This is a genomic window from Cryptosporangium aurantiacum, assembly GCF_900143005.1.
GTDB classification, from domain to species: domain Bacteria; phylum Actinomycetota; class Actinomycetes; order Mycobacteriales; family Cryptosporangiaceae; genus Cryptosporangium; species Cryptosporangium aurantiacum.
Genome location: NZ_FRCS01000014.1, coordinates 167523 through 188231 on the forward strand (window position 1 = coordinate 167523; position 20709 = coordinate 188231).

At 67.4% G+C, this 20709-nt stretch carries 15 protein-coding genes and 2 pseudogenes; 8 read left to right on the top strand and 9 right to left on the bottom strand.

Annotated features, from left to right (window positions below):
• Position 1: 1 nt before the first annotated feature.
• The 3 genes from BUB75_RS34255 to BUB75_RS34265 form a co-directional block, all read right to left on the bottom strand.
• Positions 2–1078, bottom strand: coding sequence for an ABC transporter substrate-binding protein (locus tag BUB75_RS34255; protein WP_073263151.1), 1077 nt, complete (start codon positions 1076–1078; stop codon positions 2–4).
• A 25-nt stretch (positions 1079–1103) separates the two neighbouring features.
• Complete coding sequence (locus tag BUB75_RS34260) at positions 1104–2021, bottom strand: TauD/TfdA dioxygenase family protein (protein ID WP_073263153.1); 918 nt, start codon at positions 2019–2021, stop codon at positions 1104–1106.
• A 181-nt stretch (positions 2022–2202) separates the two neighbouring features.
• Positions 2203–3441, bottom strand: a complete 1239-nt coding sequence (locus BUB75_RS34265) for an ROK family protein (RefSeq protein ID WP_073263155.1) — start codon at positions 3439–3441, stop codon at positions 2203–2205.
• Between the two features lie 279 nt (positions 3442–3720).
• On the opposite strand from BUB75_RS34265, the gene BUB75_RS34270 reads away from it, so the two are divergent.
• The gene (locus BUB75_RS34270; RefSeq protein WP_073263157.1) at positions 3721–5820 is read left to right on the top strand and encodes a DEAD/DEAH box helicase; all 2100 of its coding nucleotides are present in this window, start codon (positions 3721–3723) and stop codon (positions 5818–5820) included.
• Between the two features lie 370 nt (positions 5821–6190).
• Here BUB75_RS34270 and BUB75_RS34275 read toward each other — a convergent pair whose 3' ends face one another.
• The 3 genes from BUB75_RS34275 to BUB75_RS34285 all read right to left on the bottom strand — a co-directional run bounded on the left by BUB75_RS34275 (position 6191) and on the right by BUB75_RS34285 (position 13115).
• Positions 6191–7534 (bottom strand): toll/interleukin-1 receptor domain-containing protein, encoded by a 1344-nt coding sequence (locus tag BUB75_RS34275; protein ID WP_073263159.1) that lies wholly within the window; start codon positions 7532–7534, stop codon positions 6191–6193.
• Positions 7535–7702: 168 nt separating this feature from the next.
• The gene (locus BUB75_RS47330) at positions 7703–11650 is read right to left on the bottom strand and encodes a toll/interleukin-1 receptor domain-containing protein (RefSeq protein WP_084742066.1); all 3948 of its coding nucleotides are present in this window, start codon (positions 11648–11650) and stop codon (positions 7703–7705) included.
• Between the two features lie 448 nt (positions 11651–12098).
• A complete protein-coding gene (locus BUB75_RS34285) occupies positions 12099–13115 on the bottom strand; it encodes an NAD(P)-dependent alcohol dehydrogenase (protein ID WP_073263163.1) in 1017 nt (338 codons plus the stop codon).
• Positions 13116–13410: 295 nt separating this feature from the next.
• Between BUB75_RS34285 and BUB75_RS34290 the strand changes: the two genes are divergently transcribed.
• On the top strand, positions 13411–13665 hold the full coding sequence (locus tag BUB75_RS34290; RefSeq protein ID WP_143175598.1) for a hypothetical protein: 255 nt from the start codon (positions 13411–13413) through the stop codon (positions 13663–13665).
• A gap of 186 nt (positions 13666–13851) precedes the next feature.
• On the opposite strand, the gene BUB75_RS34295 is transcribed toward BUB75_RS34290, so the two are convergent.
• Positions 13852–14454: a hypothetical protein gene (locus tag BUB75_RS34295; RefSeq protein WP_143175599.1), complete on the bottom strand. Its 603-nt coding sequence runs from the start codon at positions 14452–14454 to the stop codon at positions 13852–13854.
• A gap of 117 nt (positions 14455–14571) precedes the next feature.
• On the opposite strand from BUB75_RS34295, the gene BUB75_RS34300 reads away from it, so the two are divergent.
• A complete protein-coding gene (locus BUB75_RS34300; protein WP_073263169.1) occupies positions 14572–14844 on the top strand; it encodes a hypothetical protein in 273 nt (90 codons plus the stop codon).
• A gap of 26 nt (positions 14845–14870) precedes the next feature.
• Complete coding sequence (locus tag BUB75_RS34305) at positions 14871–15212, top strand: cupin domain-containing protein (protein WP_073263171.1); 342 nt, start codon at positions 14871–14873, stop codon at positions 15210–15212.
• Positions 15213–15826: 614 nt separating this feature from the next.
• Here the strand turns inward: BUB75_RS34305 and BUB75_RS48630 are convergent.
• Positions 15827–16000, bottom strand: a pseudogene (locus BUB75_RS48630) (transposase); the annotation flags it as partial.
• A gap of 252 nt (positions 16001–16252) precedes the next feature.
• On the opposite strand from BUB75_RS48630, the pseudogene BUB75_RS34315 reads away from it, so the two are divergent.
• Positions 16253–17064, top strand: a pseudogene (locus BUB75_RS34315) (NmrA family NAD(P)-binding protein).
• 101 nt (positions 17065–17165) lie between these two features.
• Here the strand turns inward: BUB75_RS34315 and BUB75_RS34320 are convergent.
• Entirely contained in the window at positions 17166–17897 is a 732-nt protein-coding gene (locus tag BUB75_RS34320) for a dienelactone hydrolase family protein (RefSeq protein ID WP_073263173.1), read from the bottom strand.
• Between the two features lie 265 nt (positions 17898–18162).
• Here BUB75_RS34320 and BUB75_RS34325 point away from each other — a divergent pair, with 265 nt between their 5' ends.
• The 3 genes from BUB75_RS34325 to BUB75_RS34335 all read left to right on the top strand — a co-directional run bounded on the left by BUB75_RS34325 (position 18163) and on the right by BUB75_RS34335 (position 20617).
• The gene (locus BUB75_RS34325) at positions 18163–19185 is read left to right on the top strand and encodes a hypothetical protein (protein ID WP_073263175.1); all 1023 of its coding nucleotides are present in this window, start codon (positions 18163–18165) and stop codon (positions 19183–19185) included.
• A gap of 160 nt (positions 19186–19345) precedes the next feature.
• Positions 19346–19915 (top strand): GrpB family protein, encoded by a 570-nt coding sequence (locus BUB75_RS34330; RefSeq protein ID WP_073263176.1) that lies wholly within the window; start codon positions 19346–19348, stop codon positions 19913–19915.
• A gap of 171 nt (positions 19916–20086) precedes the next feature.
• Entirely contained in the window at positions 20087–20617 is a 531-nt protein-coding gene (locus BUB75_RS34335; RefSeq protein WP_073263178.1) for a hypothetical protein, read from the top strand.
• Positions 20618–20709: the final 92 nt, after the last annotated feature.

Consider the following 20709-nt stretch of genomic DNA (forward strand, 5'->3'; position numbering starts at 1 on the left):
GTCAGCTCCGATAGGTCTCGGGAACGGCCGCGGCGGTCAGGCCCTCGAAGCGGCGGTCGAACAGCTCCGACGCGTCGAACGACTTCACGAAGCCGCCCTCGGCGAGCAGATCGACGGTCTGCTGCTCCCAGCTCACCGCCTCGTCCCACTTCGGCGGGAGCAACGGCTTGCTGGTCAGTGCGACCACGTCCTTAGCCTGCTTCGCGGTCAGCTTCTGGCTCTTGACCCAGTAGTCGCTGATCCACTGGTCCGGGTTCTCGTAGACCCAGACCAGACCCTGCGCCCACAGCGGCACGTACGCCTTGATCGCGGCGACCTTGTCCGGCTGGGACAGGACGTCGTCGGGTGCCCAGAGGATGGCCAACCGGTCGATGACGTCGGTGTCGATGATCTTCGCCCCGTCCTTCTCGTACTGCTCCAGGTAGGTCGGGATCTGGCCGAAGTACAGCGGCGCGATGTCGACCTGGCCCGACTGCAGTGCCGGCAGGAACTGGTTGCTCGTCAACGGGATGAGCTCGACGTCCTTGTTCTTCACGTAGTCCAGGCCCGCCTTCTTGAGCGCGCGCAGCAGTACGACGCCTTGCGCCTGGCCCTGGGAGAAGGCGAGCTTCTTACCCTTGAAGTCGGCGACCGAGGTGATGTCGCTGTGCGGCTTGGTGGCGAAGGCATAGATCGGCTCACGCGTGAGGTTGACCGCGACGATCCGCGCACCGACCCCCTGGAAGTGGGCCTGGATCGGCGGGATCCCCGCGTTCTCGGCGACGTCGACCGAGTGCGCGCGGAAGGCGTTGATGACGTCCGGACCGGCGCTCAAGTTCGGCCACGACGACACCTCGAACGGCAGCTTCGCCTGTAGGCCGGAGTACCGGAAGGTCAGCTCCTGCTTCTGGGCACCGTTGGCGATGGCCAGCGTTGTGCCGTCGGGAATCGTCGTCGGCAGCGGGTCGGTGGTCTTCAGAGCACCCGCGGTCGCGCCCTCCGCAGTGGAGCACGCAGCCAGGCTCAGCGCGGCGGCGGCACCGCCGACCAGTCCGAAGAAGTGGCGGCGCGACAACCCGGTCTGAATGAGGTCAGGCATGGGGGACGTTTCCTTTGGTCGGGGATCAGGCTGCGACCGCGGCAACGGGCGTGTAGTGCGACGCGTCGCCGTGGAGCGAGTAGCTCGTCCGTCCGTCGACCCCGACCGGGACGTCCCCGGCGGCGGTGACGCGGTTGAGCCGGCGGGGCAGGCCGTCGTAGTTGTCGATCGCGTAGTGCTGGGTGATGCGGTTGTCGAACAGAACCAGCTCGTTGGGCGACCAGCGGTGCCGCAGCACGTTCTCCGGGCGGGTCACGTACGACTGCAGCACGTTCAGGATCTGCCGCGACTCGGAAGTCGAGAGACCCACGATGCGCTGGGCGAAGCCGCCGATGAACAGTCCCCGCTCGCCGGTGACCGGGTGCACGCGGACGACCGGGTGCACGGTCTCGTACTTGATCGACGTGAACTGCTCGCGGCGGCTGCGCGCCTCGTCATCGAGCGTCTCCGGCGGGACCGCGTAGTCGTAGTCGTTGGTGTGCACCGCCGACAGCGTGTCGGCGAAGGCGCGCAGCGGCTCCGGCAGGTCGCGGTAGGCCGACGCCGAGTTCGCGATGAGCGTCTCGCCGCCGTAGGGCGGTAGCACGATGCTGCGCAGGGTGCTCAGCTGCGGCGGGTTGAGCACGAACGTCACGTCGGTGTGCCAGTGGTTCGCGCGGCCCTGCTCGCTGTCCACCGGAAGCACGTGGGGCGCGCCCGGCTCGGCCGGCACGGTCGGGTGGGCGGTGGTCAGGTCACCGAAGTAGCGGACGAAGCGCTGCTGCGCCTCGTCGTCGAGGGTGACGTCTTTGAAGACCAGCGCTTTGTGCTCGTTCAGCGCGGCGCGGATGCCCGCCACCGTCGCCTCGTCGAGGTCGGCGTCGAGGCGGAGACCCCGGACCTCCGCCCCGATGCGGCTGGTCACCTTGCGGACATCCAGGTCGGCGGTGAGTGCGGTCGTCATGGCGATGCCTCCTTTATCGATCGGATAAGTAGGTAAAGGGGTGCGGAACGCCATCCGAAGACGGGGTCGGGGAGTGCCGCCGAGATGCCCGGCGTCAGACGGTCAGACGCTGTTGATTCTCGCCAGGGCGCGGAGGCCGTGTCTATTTACGGCGGTACTGAAATTAGTCCTGCGACCTACGTCACGACGCACGCGAGCTCGGCACCGCGCCGAGCGGGTCGCGATAGAGCGCGTCGAGGAACGCCGTCGCTCCGGCGGTCGCGAGCGCGTGCTCCATGAAACTGGATCCGACGACGATCCCGGACGGATCGGCAACCGTGAAACTGTGCGCTGCGATCTGGCGGTGCAACGCGGTGCGGCACTCGGGTAGGTAGGTGATCCCCGGCTCGATGACGAGTACGAGGTCCGGGCTGAACATGTCGATCAGCGGTGCCACCGCTTGTCCGACCAGCTCAGCCCGTTCGACGAACAAGCTCCGTGCGGTGGGGTCGCCGGCGCGCAGCACGTCGAGCAGATCGAAGATGGCCGGCCTGGCCGCGGGCCCCGGCTCGGGTTGCCGCTCGATGAGGCCGAGCTCGCGGGCCCTGGCTACCAGACGCCACTCCGAGACGGTTGCTTGCAGGCATCCGGTCCGGCCGCAATCGCACGGCACGGTGCTCCCCGGTACGGCGCGGTGGGCGACGGCGCCCGCGCGGGAGCGGGCGCCGTGGTGGGGCCGCTCCCCCAGCGCGAACCCCGCGTCGACGATGTTGCCGACAAACAGACCCAGGACGCTGGCCCGCGACTCGCTGCGTCCGAACAGTTGCTCCGCCCGGAGAAGAGTTCTGACGTGCGAGTCGGCACAGACCGGGACGCCGAGCCGATCCTGCAGCAGCTCCGCGACCGGAATCCGCTGCCAGCCGAGCACGTCGTGTTCCACGATCATGCCGCGATCGGGATCGACCCATCCGCCGCTGGCGACACCGACGCCCAGTAACGGCGTCGGCAGCGTGGACGCCTCGCGGTGAAGGAGCTCGACGAGCACGTCCCCGCTCCGCGTCACGATGGTGCCCGCATCCGCGCCGTCGTGCCGGACCAACCGCTCCGCGAGCACGGTCCCCCGCAGATCGACCAGCGCGACCGTGGCGTGTTCGGCGGCATAGTGAATGCCGCCCACCACACCGACGTCGGTGTTGAGGTCCAGTGGGACGGTGGGGCGCCCCATCGCCTTGCGGCTACGACGGGGCTGCACCTCGGTCAGCAAGCCGCTGCCGAGCAGCGCATAACAGTGATCGGTCACCGACGCCGGAGACAGCCCCGTCCTGCGCGCGATGTGGCTGCGAGCCAACGGTCCCTCGTCGAGGACGGCGCGTAGCACCAGCCCCGAACTCACCGCGCGACGCGTGCTCTCGCGAGGCTCGTCCCGCTCCAAGGAGAACATGACTCGATATCCTATCTTACCGATAGGATTTTGGGACTAGCATCCGGTAGATTCGCCAGAGTTACCAGCAGCCGGGCGGAAGGCCCGGCCGACTCCTGACTGACGGCGATCTAGACGTATTCTCGCGTCGCTGTGAAGAACCCCACGGGAACATTGCCTCCTCGCAGACGTTGTCCTCAGCGAGGCACGCTCGCCGGCTCGCGTACTCGCTGGATGCCGGCGCCCGGAGGACGCCCACCGAGGCCCCCACAGCCGTGCCCGCACTCGAAGGAGAGTTTTATGGCTCGACCAGGCCAGCGCCGAACGGGTGCTCGCCGTTCCGCCCCGCGCAACCAGCGAGGCCGCCATCGCGGCGACGTCATCGCGCTGCTCGCAGGCACCGCCCGTGAAGTCGAGGCGGCCGCCCAGCAGGGCCGCGTGACGCCCGCCGTCCGTACGAAGTTCCATGCCGTCGCCCTGCTGCTCAGGGAAGAGCGCGCCCGCCTCCGCGCTGGAGACTCCGGGGCCGCCGGCTCCGAGAGTCACCGCGCCGAGCAGCTCAAGCGCCTGGACGGCATCGCGCAGATCCTCGCGACGACGGCGGTCCGCGACGTCGAGTTGATGGCGCTCCTCGGCGAGGACGCCGTGGTCGCCGACGCCGTCCGGTCACTCAAACGCGAAATGCTCATTTCCGCCGGGATCGAGCCCGCCCCCGAGGAAGCGCCGCCGCCGCCCGAGACCCCGGCCACCCCCGTCCGCCGCGTGGTGCCACAGTCAGTGGCCACCCGGCAGCTGGCCGCTCCGTTCCTGGCCCCGGACTACTCCGCCTTCGCGCAGCGCCCCACCGCCCGCCCGCGCCGCCTGGCCAGCTGGGAGCTGCTCGGCCCGCTGCTCAGCTCGTTCGAGCGCGCCGGGAGTGGCGATTCCGCGTGTATGGAGTTGCCCGCGCCGTCAGTGCTCTCAGCGCGGTACCCGAAGCTCATGGCGCACCAGGCACAGGTGGTCGCTGCGGCCGCCGCCGGTCACCGGACCTTCCTGCTCGCTGACGAGCCGGGCCTGGGCAAGACGGCCCAGGCGCTGCTCGCCGCGGAGGCGGCAGGCGCTTATCCGCTGCTCGCGGTCGTGCCGAACGTCGTCAAGACGAACTGGGCCCGCGAGGCGGGCCTCTGGACGCCCCATCGCCCCGCCACCGTTGTGCAGGGCAACGGCGACACCGTCGACGGCTACGCCGACATCGTCGTCGTCAACTACGAGGTGCTCGACCGCCACGTGGGCTGGCTCGGCGACTTCGGTTTCCGTGGGATGGTCGTCGACGAGGCGCACTTCATCAAGAACAAGACCTCGCAGCGCTCGCAGCACGTCCTCGAGCTCGCCGAGGGCATGCGGTCGCGTTCCGCACCGCCGCTGTTGATGGCCCTGACCGGTACCCCGCTGATCAACGACATCGACGACTTCCGGGCGATCTGGCAGTTCCTCGGCTGGATCGACGAGACGAAGCCGCTCGGCGAGCTGATGCAGGCGCTGGAGGAGACCGATCTGACCCCCGCGGACCCGGGCTTCTATCCCGCGGCGCGCCGGTGCGTCATCGACCGGGGCATCGTCCGGCGCCGCAAGGTAGACGTCGCCGCCGACATCCCCGACCGCCGCGTCGCTGACCTGCCCGTCGAGCTCGACGGCTCCGATGGCCGGTCGATCCGCGCGGCCGAGCGGAATCTGGTCCGCCGCATGGTCACGCAATACCGTCGCTCGGCCGAGACCGAGGGCATCGACCACGAGCTCGTACGCCGGATCGCGCGCGCGGAGCTGAAGGACTCGAACGCCTCGACCGGCGAGAACGTGTTCAGCATGATGCGGCGCATCGGGCAGGCGAAGGCCGGCCCGGCCGCCGACTACGCCGCCCAGTTGGCCCATAGCGCCGGCAAGGTCGTCTTCTTCGCCAAGCACGTCGACGTGATGGACGAGGCCGAGGAGATCTTCGCCAAGCAGGGTGTGCGGTTCTCGTCGATCCGCGGCGATCAGACCCCCACGGCGCGGCAGCGCAACATCGACGCGTTCGTGAACGACCCCGAGGTAGCGATCGCGGTGTGCTCGTTGTCGGCGGCCGGTGTGGGGCTCAACTTGCAGGTCGCGTCGAACGTCGTGCTCGCGGAGCTGTCCTGGACCGACGCCGAGCAGACACAGGCCATCGACCGCAGCCACCGCATCGGCCAGACCGAGCCGGTCACCGCGTGGCGCATCATCGCGGCGCAGACCATCGACGCGCGGATCGCCGAGCTGATCGACACCAAGGCGGGGCTTGCCGCCCGCGCGCTGGACGGGTCGGACGAGGAGATCGTCCCGTCGGCTGACGTGCAGCTGGAGGCGCTGGTCGCGCTGCTGACGGAAGCGCTGGGAAAATAGTCGCGGAACCGGTCCGCCCGGCACCGCTGCTCGACCAGAGTGCATCGTGACGGCCGCGGACGAGGTTGTCCAGGCCGTCCCTAGGTGCGCCGGGTCAGCGATGTGGCCTTGCTTCACGCTGACGCCCGAGGCGATATCGCGGACACTCAGTAACAAGTGCGTCGGCTGGACAGCCGGATCCGGTCACGTCGCCGTAGCCGGCCACGCGCAGGCCCGCGGAATTACCTGCAGTGATGCAGCTAGTCGCACCCGTCGAGTAGTTGAAGTAGACCGTGCCCGGAGTGCGCGCCTCGTCCACCGCGTGTGGCCCGAACAGGGCCGGCAGACGACCGGCCAAGCGCTCCCAGGCGAGCCGAGCGATTACTCGTGTTCAGGTCAGGACCGAAATCGCCTGTCCGGTGCGGGTGCTCCAAATCCGTGCAGTTCCGTCGGCGCTGCCGGTCACTAGTCTGTCACCGTCAGGGGACCAGGCTGCCGAGTTGACCTCTCCGGTGTGTCCCTCGAGGGTGACCGGGCCTTGCGTGTGATACCTAGTGAGCCAGATTTTGAGGGTATGTCCAGCGCAAACCGCTATTCGTTCTTCTCCTGGCGAGCGCACAATTTTCTGGATCGTACCTACGTCGCGGGACGCGATCGAGCCATTCTTCTTCGTATGGGGTGACCACCATGTCAGGTGACCCTGGTCGTCGCCGATATAGATCCGGCCGCTGTCCTCGGACCACTCGATTACGCAATTTCGAGAAAGCTTGGCGGTGCGTGTTCGGAGTGGGCGGTAGGAGGCTGCCACCCAGACCGCCACGCTTCCCGTGAAACAGCTCGCGGCGAGGTATTTCCCGTCCGGCGACCACGCCAGAGCCTTTACGAAGAACAAGTCATGACTGTCGAAGTGCCGCTCAGCCGTCCACGTTGCAGAGTCCCACACGACGATCCCGGCGTTGCCTCCAGTGGCGAGCCGGGTCCCATCCGGAGACCACGCGACGAACTGCACAGTGCTGGTGGGGCCAGCGATTGGGCCGTCCACGACGTGGCCGGAGAGGACATGCTCTATCGATCCGTTGTCATTCCTCCAGATCCTAGCGGTTCCATCGTCGCTTCCCGTGGCGATCCGGGAGCCGTCGTCCGACCATTCGACCGACCGCACAGCGTCGACATGCCCGCTGAGAGTGAACAGCATCTGTTTGGTGTCGGGTTGCCAGACAATGCAGTCTCCCCCACTGATTCCGGTCGCGATCCGCGCGCCATCCGGAGACCATGCGACTGATTCGATCGTGGCCGCCCCGCTGGCGGCAGCGGGCAGTTCATCCGAAGTCTCCGTTACCGATCCAGCGGGTTTCGGCACGTGCGCTACCGCACCCAGTTGAGCGATCAGCCCTTGCGGGATAATTCCGCCGCGCGCATTCTCGATGTGTAATTCGCACAGAACGAGGGGTATAGCGCACTCAATTAACTGCAGCGGCAGTATCTTCTTATTCTTATCATCCGCATGCTTTATCTCTCGCCGTACCCATTTCGACTCCACAGCACTGGGGCTCAGGACGACCACGAGTGCGGCGCACGCGCCGATGCGTCTCTCGACGACGCGAGCCCAATCCTCTCCGACCCTTAACTCCCTGTCCCACCAGACATCGAAGCCGGCGGAGTTCAGAAATGCCGCCAATCGCTCGACATAGGCCCGGTCGCGGGTACTATAACTCAAGAAGATCCGGTTCGTCACCTTTTCCTCACTGCGCAGCGCCCGCTTTCTACTTCCGACGTCATACCGAGCATACGAAGGGGGCGCATAGCGTCGGGGCTAAATGCCCTCGGCCATGTCCTTGTGTCGGCTGGCTACCGTCGCGCCCGCGCGAGCGGGTGACGTACCGGCCCGCAGTCGGTGGCAGAGTCAGACGGCGTCTGCCGCGGCATCGGCGTGGCGGCCGCTCACCGTGTTGGCCAAGGCAACGAGCACCTCGGGCGTCACGTTGGCGATGCTGGCGAGCGGCAGTCGATGCCAGGTGCCTTGACTCAAACCCTCGGCAACATGTCTCCGAGCGCGATCGTGGTGTCCGACGCGGGCGGCCGTGCAGGCCAGCGAGAAGCAGAGCCGTGCCCGGCGGTCGATATTCGTGGTCGATTGCGCGAGCTCCTCCGCTTCGGTCATCAGCCGGATGGCCCGGCTCGAATCGCCGGCCCGGGCAATTTCGTCCGCTACCACGGTTAGCGCCCGAGCTCGCGAGGCCGGGCTCGTGATCGACCGCGCGATCTTCTCGCTCAGATCGGCATCACCACGTGTGGCCATCGTATGAATCAAGGTGCTGAGGGCATCTATCGCGGTGTCCAGCCCAGGGAGGTCATGCGTCAGCCGAACTGTCGTCTCTTGATCGTCGAGATGCGCTGCCGCGTTTGCCACCGTGAGCAAAGCCTCGGTTCGACTGTCGCGACCCGGAACAGCACGAGCAACTCGTTCCGCCTCCTGGATGAGGCTGCGCGCGTACGTCCCGTCGGTAGCTGCTCGCGCCAATCCGCTGAGGGCCTTGGTACGGGCTACCGGATCGGTGACTGACCGCGCTACGCGCGCAGCGTTGGCGCGGTCGTCGAGCCGGGCGCTGGTCTCCGCCACGACGGCCAGCGCGTTCGATTGGGTGGTCGAATCGGCGGCGGACCACGCGGTCTGCTCCGCGTCGTGGGCGAGATCGGCGGCGTACGCCTCCTCGCCCGCATCGGCTGCCGCACATGCGGCCGCGCACAACGCGTTGACCTGGGACCAGGGGTTCGAGATTGATCGTGCGACTCGAGTCGCGGCGACGTTGTCACCGGCGAAGGCCAGAGCCTCGGCCACCGCAACGAGTGTCACCGTCCGTGACTCGGACCCGGCCCCGCGCGCAGCCGAGGATTCGGCATCGCGGAGCAACGCCCGGCCCCAGTCCCGGTGGCCATTCTGTACCGCCGACTTGGCCACGGCAGCTAAGGCGACCGCTCGGGAATTCGGATCGGTGATGGACCGAGCGATTGTCTCGGCGAACCGGTGATCCCCGGTGCAGGCGATGGCGCCAGCCAGCACTTCGAGGTTTCGCGCATGCACATCGGCCAGCGAGATCGCTCGGGCGCTTCGTTCTGCGGCGATGGCCAGATCCATCGCGTGCGTGGTGTGGCCGCGCCGGACCGCCGTGCGCGCCAATTCGGCAAGTGCGCCGGCTTTCCAGCCCGGTGCGGAAATCGACAGTGCGATTCTCTCCGCGCGCGTGGTATCGCCGACGAACGCGAATGCGGAAGCGGCAGCAGCCAGCTCGCGAGGCTGCCGGTGCTGATCGGCCTTCCTGGCGCATCGCTCCGCTTCCACGGCTAGCCGCTTTGCGCGCGCCTCGTCGCCCATGGCAGCCAGGGCGACTATGACAGCTTTGAGCGCTTGTGCCCGGCGGTTCAACGTCGGGTCGGTGAGCGCGAGTCGCTCGGCATCCGCAATGAGACGGCTGGCATACCCGCGCTCACCGAGGTCGCTCAGTACCGTGGCGATGGATGTCAGACCGTGAATTTCGGCGTACACCCTCGTGATCGATCGGGCGATCCGTTCGGTCTCCTCGGCCAGCCGAAGGGCGTGCGCACGGTCGCCGAGGCAGCCCGCGACACCAGCGCACGCAGTGAGCAACCGGCTCTTGGAATCAGGCCGAGTGTCGGATCGAGCGATCTTCTCGGCCTCGGCAGCCAGGCACGTTGCGTCCTCATGGTTGCCGAGGCCTGCGCGGGTGCTCGCGAGTGCGGCGAGGGCTCGCGCGCGGAAGAACGGGTTGTAGTCGGTTCGAGCTACTGCTTCGGCCTCGGCCGTGAGGCGCAGGGCGAGCCCTCTGTGTCCAGTGCCCACGGACTCCGCCACGGCGACGAGGGCGTGCGCCTGCGATCCGGGGCTAGAAATCGTCCGAGCAATTCGCTCGGCGTACCGATGATCGCCCGCTCTGGCTACGACGCCCGTTAAGGCGACCAATGCCCCCGCCTGTTGGCCGCGGTCCGTCATGGATCGCGCGATCTGCAATCCACGGTCGACGCTGCCCAGCATCGCCCAGACGGCGGGGAGCAATGCGGGCATCCTTGTGTTCCGATCGTCGATGTTGGCCCGTTCGATCGCGAGCCGCGCCAGGAACTCCAGTTCCGGCCTCTCCTGAGCGAGGAGAGCATCCTGCGCGCCCGTGATCTCGGCCAGCGCGGCAGCGTCGCCGCCGGACAAGCTGAGCAGCAGATCATGGCGGGCCTGGTCCAGCGCGCACTCGACCGCCCGCGTCAACTCGCCGGTCGTCAGAAGGAGCTGGAAGTAGCCCCGCACGAGGTACTCGGGTGTCTCCGGCGGCCAGCCCCGGTCTCGGTACGTCTCTGCCCAGACGTGCAGCCGCTCGCGGTAGCCGGCGAGTCGTCGGGGACCGTAGTAGCGGGTGGCTTCCGTATGGATCTCTTCATGTCCGAGGAGGTAAACGGCTGGTCCTTCGTCGGGACGCCAGCGCGACGCCCGGCGGGAGAAACTCCTGCCCGCCACGGTAGAGAGCCGGCGTTCAATGTCCCACTCCGTGACATCGGACGCGTCGACTCCCGCGAGCGCGGGGTGAGGTGAAGCGCACAGCGCGGCGAGATCCGGACCTGACAGGCCACCTCCCGCAGCAGTCATGAAGCCGAGCAAGTCCTGCTCGATCGTGTTGCCGGCCCATAGCCTGTGCAGATCCGAGCGCATGCTCGCTCGCAACGTCTCGGCTCGCTCCGAGGGGTGAAGTGTCCGGACAATCGCTGGGTCATGTAAGGGATGCCCGGGCGGTACGTCCTCCGGGATCGGCGGGTTTGGCCGTCCGGCCACGACGACCCGCAGCGGTGCCGGCGGGTTCTTCGGAAGCAACGCGGCCACGCTGCGATCGTCGGGTCCGCCTGCCAATCCGCGATCCTCGTCCAGACCGTCCACGAGCAACACCAATTGCTGCCCGTCTCGAGTACAACGTTCGACGGCACGCCCGAGCAGCCAAGCGAATGACCGTTCACGCGCTGCCGGGGTCTGATTCGACGGCAGTAGTTCTCCGGCGACCTCGGCGAGTTGCTCGTTGACAGCCTCTACGAAAGCGGCGCGATCGCTGTTCCCCGGATACCGAGAGGTGATGAAAAACGAGACCACCCGGACGCCGGGCGGAGGGTTCAACGCGAACGTGGACATCAGGGCGGACTTGCCTGCCCACGCCTCCGCGCGCCACCACAGATACGGTCGCGACGCCGCATCGGTGCAGAACGCGGCCATAGCTGCCAACTCCGCCTCCCGACCCAGCAGTATCGGAGGCGCGATCTGGCCAACCTGCGCCAGGTACGCGGAGCGGTGCGGATCGGAGACAGCTGGCGTGGCGGCGGGCTTTCCTGCGCCGGGAAAGCCCGGTTCAGCCAGCGGCTTGCTGCGCCGCTCGATCGCCGCCGCCACCGCTGTCAGCAAGCCGGTCCGCGCCTCGGTCTTGTCCCGGAAGCCGAAGAGATCCACATGGACGACTCCCGCCAGGAGTCCCTCGACCGTGCAGTTCTCGACCCGGATCGGGATCAGCCGTCCAGCCAGACCGGTCGGATCCTGTCGGTAGGCGGCGTGCCACTCGGCCGCGCCGAACGCGGAGTTCTCCAGGTATGCGCGCGACAGCACTGCCACCGTTCGCTCGGCGCGCTTGGTGCCATGATCCATCAGGGCGATCCAATTGGATCCCGGCACCATGTCCCAAGCCTGGATCAGGACCGTATAGCCGGCCTCCTCCAACTGCCAGGCGATCCACGTCGCCCACTCGTGGTCGGCTTCCGTGTAGGACACGAAGAAGTCGCGACGCTCTCCGCTCAGGTCGGTCCCCGGCATGGACATAGCCTCCCACCAAGCACACAGACCGTGACAGACCCTTCACAGCACGAGGCCCGGAGCGGATGCTCCAGGCCTCGTGTGGTGCGGTACCTGCACTAGTAGGAGTGCCAGCAGTCGTCGTAGCGCTCAGTGAGATGGCGACGACGGCGCGGCTTGTCGCAGTCGATGTAGTCCCAGCCGTTCCACCGGTCGTGGTCAGGGCAGCCGCTCATGTCGTCTAACCTCCGGAAGTCAATTGCGAGGGCCGTCTCTGTCGGCCTGCGACCAGGTTCGCTCCACACCGGTGATCGCACGATCGGCCGCACGACGCCACCCGCGTTCGGATGCGGACACTGCCATCCGCACGACCAACGCGCCGACCGCCTCAAGGTTGCTGGTGACCTCTCTATCGACCACGACGGTCCGGGCGCGCCCGGTGGACGGGCCTACGTCGGGCCATCGAGGATTACTCCAGATTCCTGAACCCATCGGCGGGCGGCCCGTCCCGCTCGTCGGGGGTGATCACGACCGCCCCCAAGCGCTGCTCGGTCTCGACCCGGCGGTGCGCGTCGGCCGCCTCTGCCATCGGGTAGACCCGGTCAACGATCGACTGGATCTCTCCCGCTTCGATCATCTCCGTGAGCTTTGCAAGGTCCTCCCCCGTTTCCGAGGCGAAGGCCACGGTGACGGTCTTGTCGGTGAACCGGGTTGTCAGCACTGAGCGGAGCAGCACCGACAGGCGGGGGTTGCCGTGGAGATAGCGCCCGCCCGGTTGGAGCTTGCCGATGAGACGGCGGTACGGACTCCCGGCGACCATGTCGAAGATGACGTCGAACCTCCGGCCCATCGTCGTCACGTCGTCGGTGGTGTAGTCCACGAAGTCGCTGGCCCCGAGGCGTCGGACGAGATCTTCCTTGATCCTGTGGTCGACCGCGGTGACGTGCGCGCCCATCGAGTGGGCGATCTGGACGGCATGGGCGCCGATGCTGCCGCCGGCCCCGTTGATCAGCACCTGCTCCCCCGGCTCGATCCCCGCGCGCCGCATGAAGTGCAGGGCGTTGAGTCCGCCCAGCGGGACAGCGGCCGCCTCGGCGAACGTCATATTGCGTGGCTTGGGTCCGATGGCGGCGCCTTCCGGGAGGACGACGTACTCACCGTAGGCACCCAGACGTAGACCGGTGCAGCCGTAGACCTGGTCGCCCGGAACAAAGCGGGTAACACGCCCGCCCACCGACACCACCTCGCCGGCGAAGTACATGCCCAGGATGGAACGCCTCGGCCTGATGACTCCGACCGCGATTCGGAGCGGAAGCCAGAACCACTTCACCGAGTATCGGAAGCTCCTGAACTCGCAGTCAGACTTCGTCACCTCGGCCGCCCGCACTCTGATCAGGACTTCACGATCGCCCGGGGCCGGCGTGGGCACGTCCGCCAGATGCAGAACGTCCGGCCCTCCATAACGGGTGTAGGTGACGGCTTTCACGCGGCCAGCGGATCGGATTGCAGGCAGGCTGTCAACCCGCGACGGAGAGCGTGATCGGCATGCGGCACGAGAGCACGTCGCGCACCTCATCGGCAATCTGCCGACGAGGTGCGCTCTGCTAGCGTCGCGGGCCGTTGACAGCTCGTGAGCCAGAGCGGCAGCCAGGCTGCGGCGTTCTTCCGTGAGGTCGCGGCCATCGGACCATCTGGAACGGCGCTTAGTCGCTAGCCTCGCAGACATGCCGGAACTTGAACCCGATCTCTCGAACAGCGACGGTCGCCGACCGTTCCGCATCGTGGTCGACGTGCTGGCGACGGCCGAACAGGTGCAAATGCTGCACGGCATTATCGGGCGAGCCGTCTGCGGTGCGCCGGACGACCATCCCGGGCCGTGCCGGATCGCGTGGACGATGTCCGGAGCCGGCAGCGACGAAGACGATTACGACGGCTCATACGGCCTGGACGCCCCGGAAGCCGAGTTCATCCGTGAACAGCTGGAGCCGGTACCGGTTTGGCCGAAAGAAGACGTCGACCGCAGCCTCGGCATTTAACGCCCCCGAGTCTCCGGCAATTCACGAGGCGCGGCGGACCCGGCCGTGGATCACCTCCAGCCGCTACCCCTGATGACCGAAGATCACGGCGGCTCAGCAGCGAGCCGATCCGCCATCTGGCGTGGAGGTGGAATCCAACGCGCTCGTAGCTCTGACGATGTTCGGCACGTCAGCGGCCATCCACCACTAGGCGTGCGGATTCGTCAACAGCCGTTTCTTGTGCGACGACCGCCGTAACCAGGTCCCGAGCGCGATGGCGCCCCCCACCGTGACGCCGAGACAGGGCAGGCAGGCCACCGAGGCGCCGAGTCCGCCCACTGCCAAGCGGAACCCCGTCGTCTCCTGTGAGCCGCCGAACGCGGCGGGGGCGGCGCTGCAGCGGAAAATGACCGTGCCGTCCTCGAAGGCGTGGAATGAAGCAGCCATCCGCCAGCTCTCGCCACTATGTGAATACGACTTGGCGGTGCCCGTTCCCGGCGGATAGGGGGAGACCACGTCGCTGTCGACCGTGCAGGAGCCGGTGGCGCCCTTCGGGACGTAGATCCCGTAGTCGTTGGAGGCCTTCACTCGTACTCGGACGTCCTGACCGGCGGTCTCGTGCACCGAGTAGAACTCGACCTCGGCTCTTCCCATCGCGTAGAGGCTCACCAGGGACCCGCCGATGGCCAGAACGATAAACAGGACGACGACGGCTCCCGCGATGCCGTACCAGCGGCGGCGCGGACGGAGCTGCCGCGGATCGGCCACACGGGACTCATGGGGCAGGCGGGGGTCGATGGGCTGCGCCATGGCGGAATGGTCTCGCCCTTGTCAACCGATTCGCCGCAGCGTTGACCTCAACGAAGGTTGAGCTTCTACGGTTCTTGTCGATTGGTGAGATGTCGCCCGAGATATTTAGGAGCAGAAGTGATCGTCACCATCGCCAAGGTTTCCGATCCCGCTCGGTTCCTCGAGGTCTTCGAGACCGTCGGCGCGAACAAACGGCGGGAGCACGGGTGCCGGGGCGCCCGGGTTTATTTCGATCCTGACGACACACACCGGGTGTGGTCTGTTTTCGACTGGGACGCGAAGGACTACGACAAGTTCCTCGCGGACCCAGAAATCCCGGCCATCGCACGAGAAGCCGGGATCCAGGCACCGCCTGTGCATGCCGTCGCCGCGACCGAACTCGACGCCTGACCACTGCTCGGGGAGGGAGATTTCGCATGGACCTCACGCCACCGCGGGTCCGCAGGTTCAGTTCGGCGATCGGCGACGACGCCATCCGCTTCGGCGACGGGATCCTCATCGCGCCGGCCTTCGGCAAAGAGGCAAACACGACGATGAGCGCCTATACCTCGTTCCTCTACGCGGGGGCGCGGGCCGACCTGCCGGCCTCCTACGCGGAGGTCTGGGTGGTGCTCAGCGGAGCGCTACGAGTGGGTGCCGGGAGCGACGCCGTAACGGTGGGTGCAGGCGACTTCGTGCATGTTCCGGAGCAGGCGCCCGGGGTCGTCGAGGCCCTCGAGGACACCACAATGGTCTGCGTGTCGATGCCCGCTCACTGACGGGGACGGGCGTCACTCGAGTTCGCGAGGCGCTTGAGTCGGCGCGAAGTTACGGGCGTTCGCCCTGCAGCAGGGCGAACGCCCGATGCGGGAACGACATGTCCCTCCAGGCCCGTTTGTAGCCTGTTTCACCGTGTTCGTCGAGCACACTGTTGGCCACGTTCGATCTGTGCTGGTCACCCACCACAGTCCGCTCGCGACTCTCGTCCAGGGAACCTTGGTTTCAGGTGATATCTTGAGATTTTGGCTGCGCATCCGCCGTGGTGGGGGCCGCCAGATTGTCAGCTTTCCGCCCACATCCGGGGAGAAATGCGATGACAAGCAACAACACGCCCCCGGGCGCCGCAGGTCTCGGGATCTGGGGACTTCTCGGGATCTGGATCGCATTTGGCGCTCTCTTCGGCGTCCTCGTCGGGGGTTTTTTTTGACCACGTCGCTCTCGGTATCTCGCTAGGTTCGGCTCTGGGTCTGGTGGTCTACCTCGTCTTCATCGCGCGAAGGAATCCCCGCGGCGAATCCTGAACGTCGCGCCCGTGCATGGGCTACAGGGTCGTAGGCGCCTCCTCTCGCCGGTGAGCTGAACCCGAGTTTCCAGTAGAAACCCTCGAGACCTGCAGATACCGCCACTGACATCCGGTCCGGTTCTGGTACAGGGTCGCGTTGACGATCGCGCGGAACTCGTATCGGCCCTGATGCCCGGCCACCGACGGACGCCGCGCTTTCTAGGCGTCGAGGAACGGGCCGATCAACGCCCACTGCGCGTCAGTTAGGTCGCTGACAGGCCGCACGGTCCGCCACGAACCGTCCAACTCGGCGCGAACCAGTCGGTGACGCCCACCGCCTGATTCAGACCATCAGCCCGAGCGACCTCACACCACCGGCCACCACGGACCGGGCAGAGAATGGCGAACCGCCCTCTCACGCTGAACCCGCCTGCTCGCCGGGAGTACTACTCCTGCCGTCGGTCCGGGAGCGAAGCGCGCGCTTGACCTAAAGCCGAGTTGAAGTCATACCGTCGGCGACGTCGAGAGGAGTCGATCATGACGACGCTGGTCACCGGCGCGACTGGCAACACCGGCAAGCACATCGTGGCGGAGCTGATCGGTCGAGGGGAGCAGGTTCGGGCACTGACCCGCGATCCGGCGGCGGCCGCGAAAAGTTGGCGGACGGGGTGGACCTGGTCCACGGCACGCACACGGCACCGCAGACGTTAGACGCCGCCCTGGAAGGGGTCGACCGGTTGCACATCACGGTGACGGCGGGGCTCGCGGAGGTCGGACCCGAGCTGGTACGGCGCGCGGTTGATCGGGGCGTCCGACGCATCACCGTGCTGTGGGGTGGCTCCGTCGGGCCGGTCGAGCAGGCGGTGGCCGAGTCCGGCGTGGAATGGACCCGGCTGGAGCCGCAGGAGTTCATGTCGAACACCTTGACCTGGGTGGAATCCATTCGCGCCGAAGGAGTCGTCCGCGAGCCGTACGACTTGCCCAGCGCACTCGTCCACGAGGCCGACATCGGGGCAGTGGCAGCGGTCGCGCTGCTCGACGACGGTCACCTGGGACAGGCCTACAACCTCACCGGGCCGGAATCGTTGACGCCCACCCAACGGACGAAGATTCTGTCCCGAGCCATCGGCCGGGACATCACCCTCGTTCCCATCACCCACGAACAAGCGGTCGAGCGGTTGTTGGGTACGGGGGTGTCCCGAGCGGATGCCGAGTACGTCGTCGGGTGGTACGCCGATCCTAACGCCGAGGCGATGACCGTGGTCGACACCGTCGAGCGGCTCATCGGCCGCCCGCCGCGGACGTTCGAACAGTGGACGGCCGAGCACGCCGACCGGTTCGTCGGCTGAGTCTCCCGGCAACCTGCCCAGAGCCAAGGGTTGGACACCCGCCGATCATGCAGGTAAGTGCGTCACGAAATTCTCGAGCCTGTTCTCATCCAGGGCCGCGCTCAGCGCCCTCGGATGAACGACACGGCCGATGCCAGCGCCAGATCCGTGAGTTCGGCGTCGTGGCGTGCGCCGACGTCGCGCATGAAGGCGTGTTCACCGCCGTGGTAGAGGTGCAGTTCCACGTCGGTCAGTCCCGCCGAGTACAGCTCCGTGATCGTGGTCAAGCGGGCATCCGCCGGTACGTGCGGGTCTCGCGAGCCGAAGACGATCATCAGCCGGCCCTGGATCTCGGCGGCCCGGGCGAGGCTGTCTGCGGTGTCGGAGCCCAGGGCGCCGTCGTGCAGGCCGGTGGGGTAGAAGCAGATGGTTGCCCTGACACGGGGATCGAAGGCCGCCCGGAACGCGAGGTGCCCACCGAGACAGAAGCCGGTCACCGCGAGCGTGGAAACGTCCGGGCGGCCCGCGAGGTAGTCCAGAACGGCCGCGCGGTCCGCGTCGAACTCCGCCGTCGTCATGGCCGCAGCGCCAGCCAGGCCGGCCTGCTTGCCGGCATCGTCGAACTCCAGCGCCACGCCGGCGAGGGGCCCATGCGGGTAGATCTCGGGAACGCACACCAGGAATCCCTGCGCGGCCAGCCGACGCGCGGTGCGCAACGTCGACTCGGTCAGCTGGAAGATGTCCGTGTAAAGCAGTACCCCTGGCCAGGGGCCCTCCCCGATGGGCCGGAGGACAGCCGCGTTGATCTCGCAGCCCGAGCCGGGCACGACGGTTCTTTCCTCGATCAGCTTCACGCCGCGACAGCCTAACGACAACTCTCGGCGCCCCACCCGATCCGCGCCGAGAAGCCGTCCGACCGGCCGGACGGCTCCCCTTCGAGGACGGCCTCGGTGTGCAGGGCATTCCTCGCCGAGGCGGCGAGGACGCCTCACCCTGCTCGGCGACGCCCTCTTGTTGTGCTTCGACACGCGGATGGGCGGTCCCTGGCGCGTCCTTGGTCACGGCGGCGTCGACCAAAGGCCGTAGCCGCGCGGTAGTGGCAGACCCGAACGTCGCACCATGACCAACACAGTCGAGCGCCCGGCCGCCACTCGCTCCCGAGGCCGATGGCCGGCGGTTGCGCTCTTCCTGCTCTCGCCGCTGTTCGGCGAGTACCTCCTCGGCAACATGGCCTTCTCGGCCCTGCCACTGCTGCCGCTCCTCGCCCTGCTCTATGGCGCGGGCAGTCTGTTGATCCGGGAGACCGCCCGCCGGTTCGGGCGCGGCTCGGCCACGATGCTGCTTCTGGGTGTTGCCTACGCGCTGATCGAGGAGGGTCTCGTCGATCAGATGCTGTTCAACCACGACTACTTTGCCGGGCAGGCGCAGGAAAGCGACACAATTCTCACGGCGCTGGGCATCGACGCCTGGCTCACGCTCGTCGTCGTCGCGATGCACACGATCTGGAGCACCTACATCCCGATCACGCTCATGGAGGCGCTGGTACCGGGCAAGGCGACGCGGCCGTGGCTGGGCCCGGTCGGTACGGCGGTGACCGTGGTCATCTTCGTCGCCGGCTCGGTCTACCTAGGATGGGCGGTGTATGACGAGACCGGGTTCGTCGCCTCGGCCGGACAGCTGATCGGGACGTCGGTCGTGGTGATCGTTTTGGTGGCGGCGGCGTTCCTGATTCCGCGACAGAGGGTGCGATCGGACCGGGCGGCGCCGCGGCTCTGGTTCGCCGGGCTGGTCGCGTTCGCCGCGTCGAGCCTGTTCATGCTCACCGAGGCACTGCCGGGGTGGACCGAAGTCGCGGCGGCCGGCGCGCTCGTCGTCGCTTTCGTTGTGGTCGTGACGCGGTGGTCCAGGAGTCGCGACTTCGGCTTCCGACACCGGCTGGCCCTAGTGGCCGGGGGCGTCTTCACCTACGCCTGGTTGGGTCTGACCATGGAACCGGAGACCGGGCCGCGGTCGACGCTCGACCAGGTCGGTGCTGTGCTGATCGCCGGCTTCGCGATCGTTCTGGTTGTGCTCGCGTTCCGAGCAACCCGCGGCGATCAGACACGCCAGCCGGACCCCGACCGGCCGTCGTCGATCCGGTAGATCTCCCGGAGACCGCGAGCCAGCTCTGTCCCTAGATTGGGCCACCGCCCGCGCGGCGCCGAGCCGATCTCACCCACGGCCAATCGGACCCCGTCCATTGCAACGACTCGCGGCAGGGAGTGCGGGCAAAAGCCCGCGCCAGCGAGCATAGGATGCGCTCATGGCTGCGGATGCCGATCCACGTCGTCGGCGGGTGATCGAGGTCATTGACTACGACCCGGCCTGGCCGGCGCGCTTCGTGGAGATCGCAGTAGGCCTGCGCGAGGCGCTCGGTGTCGTGGCGTTGCGTATCGATCACATCGGATCCACGTCGGTAGCGGGATTGGCCGCCAAACCGATCGTCGATGTACAGGTATCCGTGGAAAGCCTGGAGCCGGTGGCGCCCTTCCGTGATCGGCTGGTCGCGCTGGGCCTGGTCTACCGCTCCGAGAATCCGGAGCGTACCAAGCGGTATTTCCGAGAAGCGCCAGGTACGCCGCGGACCCACATCCACGTCCGCCGGGCGGGAAGCTTCTCCGAGCAATTCGCTCTGTTGTTCCGTGACTTCCTACGGGTCGATGGGCAGACAGCCCGTGACTACATGGCAGTCAAACGCGAACTCGCTGCCCAGCATCGCCATGACGGGCAGGCCTACACCGACGCCAAGGCGCCGTTCAGCTGGGAGATCATTCGACGTGCAGATGCCTGGGCGCAGCAACGCGGATGGGAACCAGGTCCGAGCGACGCGTGAGGCGATCGGTCCAGGCACACGGGTCGGCGAGGCGATCGGCGATCCGGGAACGCGAAGGCGGGCGCCGGCACCGCAGCGCCGCTCCCCGGAACCCTGGCGAGGAGCACACCTTCCACTCAGCGGCCAGAGCGGACGTCGCGGCGGCCCGCATGCCCGTTGTTCAATAGCCGCATGATCGATTGGTGCGAACTCCAGGACGCCGAAGGGGCGCCTGCGACCTGGATTCCCGATCTTCTCGACCGCATCGAGCGGCAGCCGACCGCAGAGCTGTGGCAGGAGCTCCGCCACGGACTGGGTGTCATCGAGTGCGAGACCTGGTGCCGCGTCAGCTTCGCGGCGATACCACGCATCGCCGCGATCGCCGAGCAGAGCCGTGGCGACGACCGCGAGGAAGCGCTTGACCTCGCCGCGGACATCGCCCGATCGTTGGTCTTCTACCGTGACGCCGACGACCTCGTCCGCTCGGCGCGTGACGCCTATGCCACCCTGCACCGTCTGGCGGCCGAGTCGCTGGCCGACCGCACCGGTATCGCTTTCGTACAGCGGCTTCAGGCCGCCCTCGCCTTTGCCGGACACACGCTATGGGCCACCGTCGGCATGGACTATTCCGACGAGCACTACGGGCTGGACTGCCCGCACTGCGCGCGGCAGATATTCGTCGTCATCGGTCGATACGGGTGCTACTCGGCGATCAGACACTGAGCCCTTTTCAGTTGGGTTCAGCCGGCGAGGATGAGGGTCTGGACGGCGTTGACCAGTCGGGTCGCGTGGTTGGGGCTTGAGCGGATCTTCCG

What these genes read in the sequence shown, in the direction of transcription:
- BUB75_RS34330 (WP_073263176.1), top strand. Translation starts at nt 19,346, where the DNA reads ATGGCTGCGGATGCCGATCCACGTCGTCGGCGGGTGATCGAGGTCATT.
- BUB75_RS34305 (WP_073263171.1), top strand. Translation starts at nt 14,871, where the DNA reads ATGGACCTCACGCCACCGCGGGTCCGCAGGTTCAGTTCGGCGATCGGC.
- BUB75_RS34260 (WP_073263153.1), bottom strand. Translation starts at nt 2,021, where the DNA reads ATGACGACCGCACTCACCGCCGACCTGGATGTCCGCAAGGTGACCAGC.
- BUB75_RS34270 (WP_073263157.1), top strand. Translation starts at nt 3,721, where the DNA reads ATGGCTCGACCAGGCCAGCGCCGAACGGGTGCTCGCCGTTCCGCCCCG.
- BUB75_RS47330 (WP_084742066.1), bottom strand. Translation starts at nt 11,650, where the DNA reads ATGCCGGGGACCGACCTGAGCGGAGAGCGTCGCGACTTCTTCGTGTCC.
- BUB75_RS34335 (WP_073263178.1), top strand. Translation starts at nt 20,087, where the DNA reads ATGATCGATTGGTGCGAACTCCAGGACGCCGAAGGGGCGCCTGCGACC.
- BUB75_RS34325 (WP_073263175.1), top strand. Translation starts at nt 18,163, where the DNA reads ATGACCAACACAGTCGAGCGCCCGGCCGCCACTCGCTCCCGAGGCCGA.
- BUB75_RS34295 (WP_143175599.1), bottom strand. Translation starts at nt 14,454, where the DNA reads ATGGCGCAGCCCATCGACCCCCGCCTGCCCCATGAGTCCCGTGTGGCC.
- BUB75_RS34255 (WP_073263151.1), bottom strand. Translation starts at nt 1,078, where the DNA reads ATGCCTGACCTCATTCAGACCGGGTTGTCGCGCCGCCACTTCTTCGGA.
- BUB75_RS34265 (WP_073263155.1), bottom strand. Translation starts at nt 3,441, where the DNA reads ATGTTCTCCTTGGAGCGGGACGAGCCTCGCGAGAGCACGCGTCGCGCG.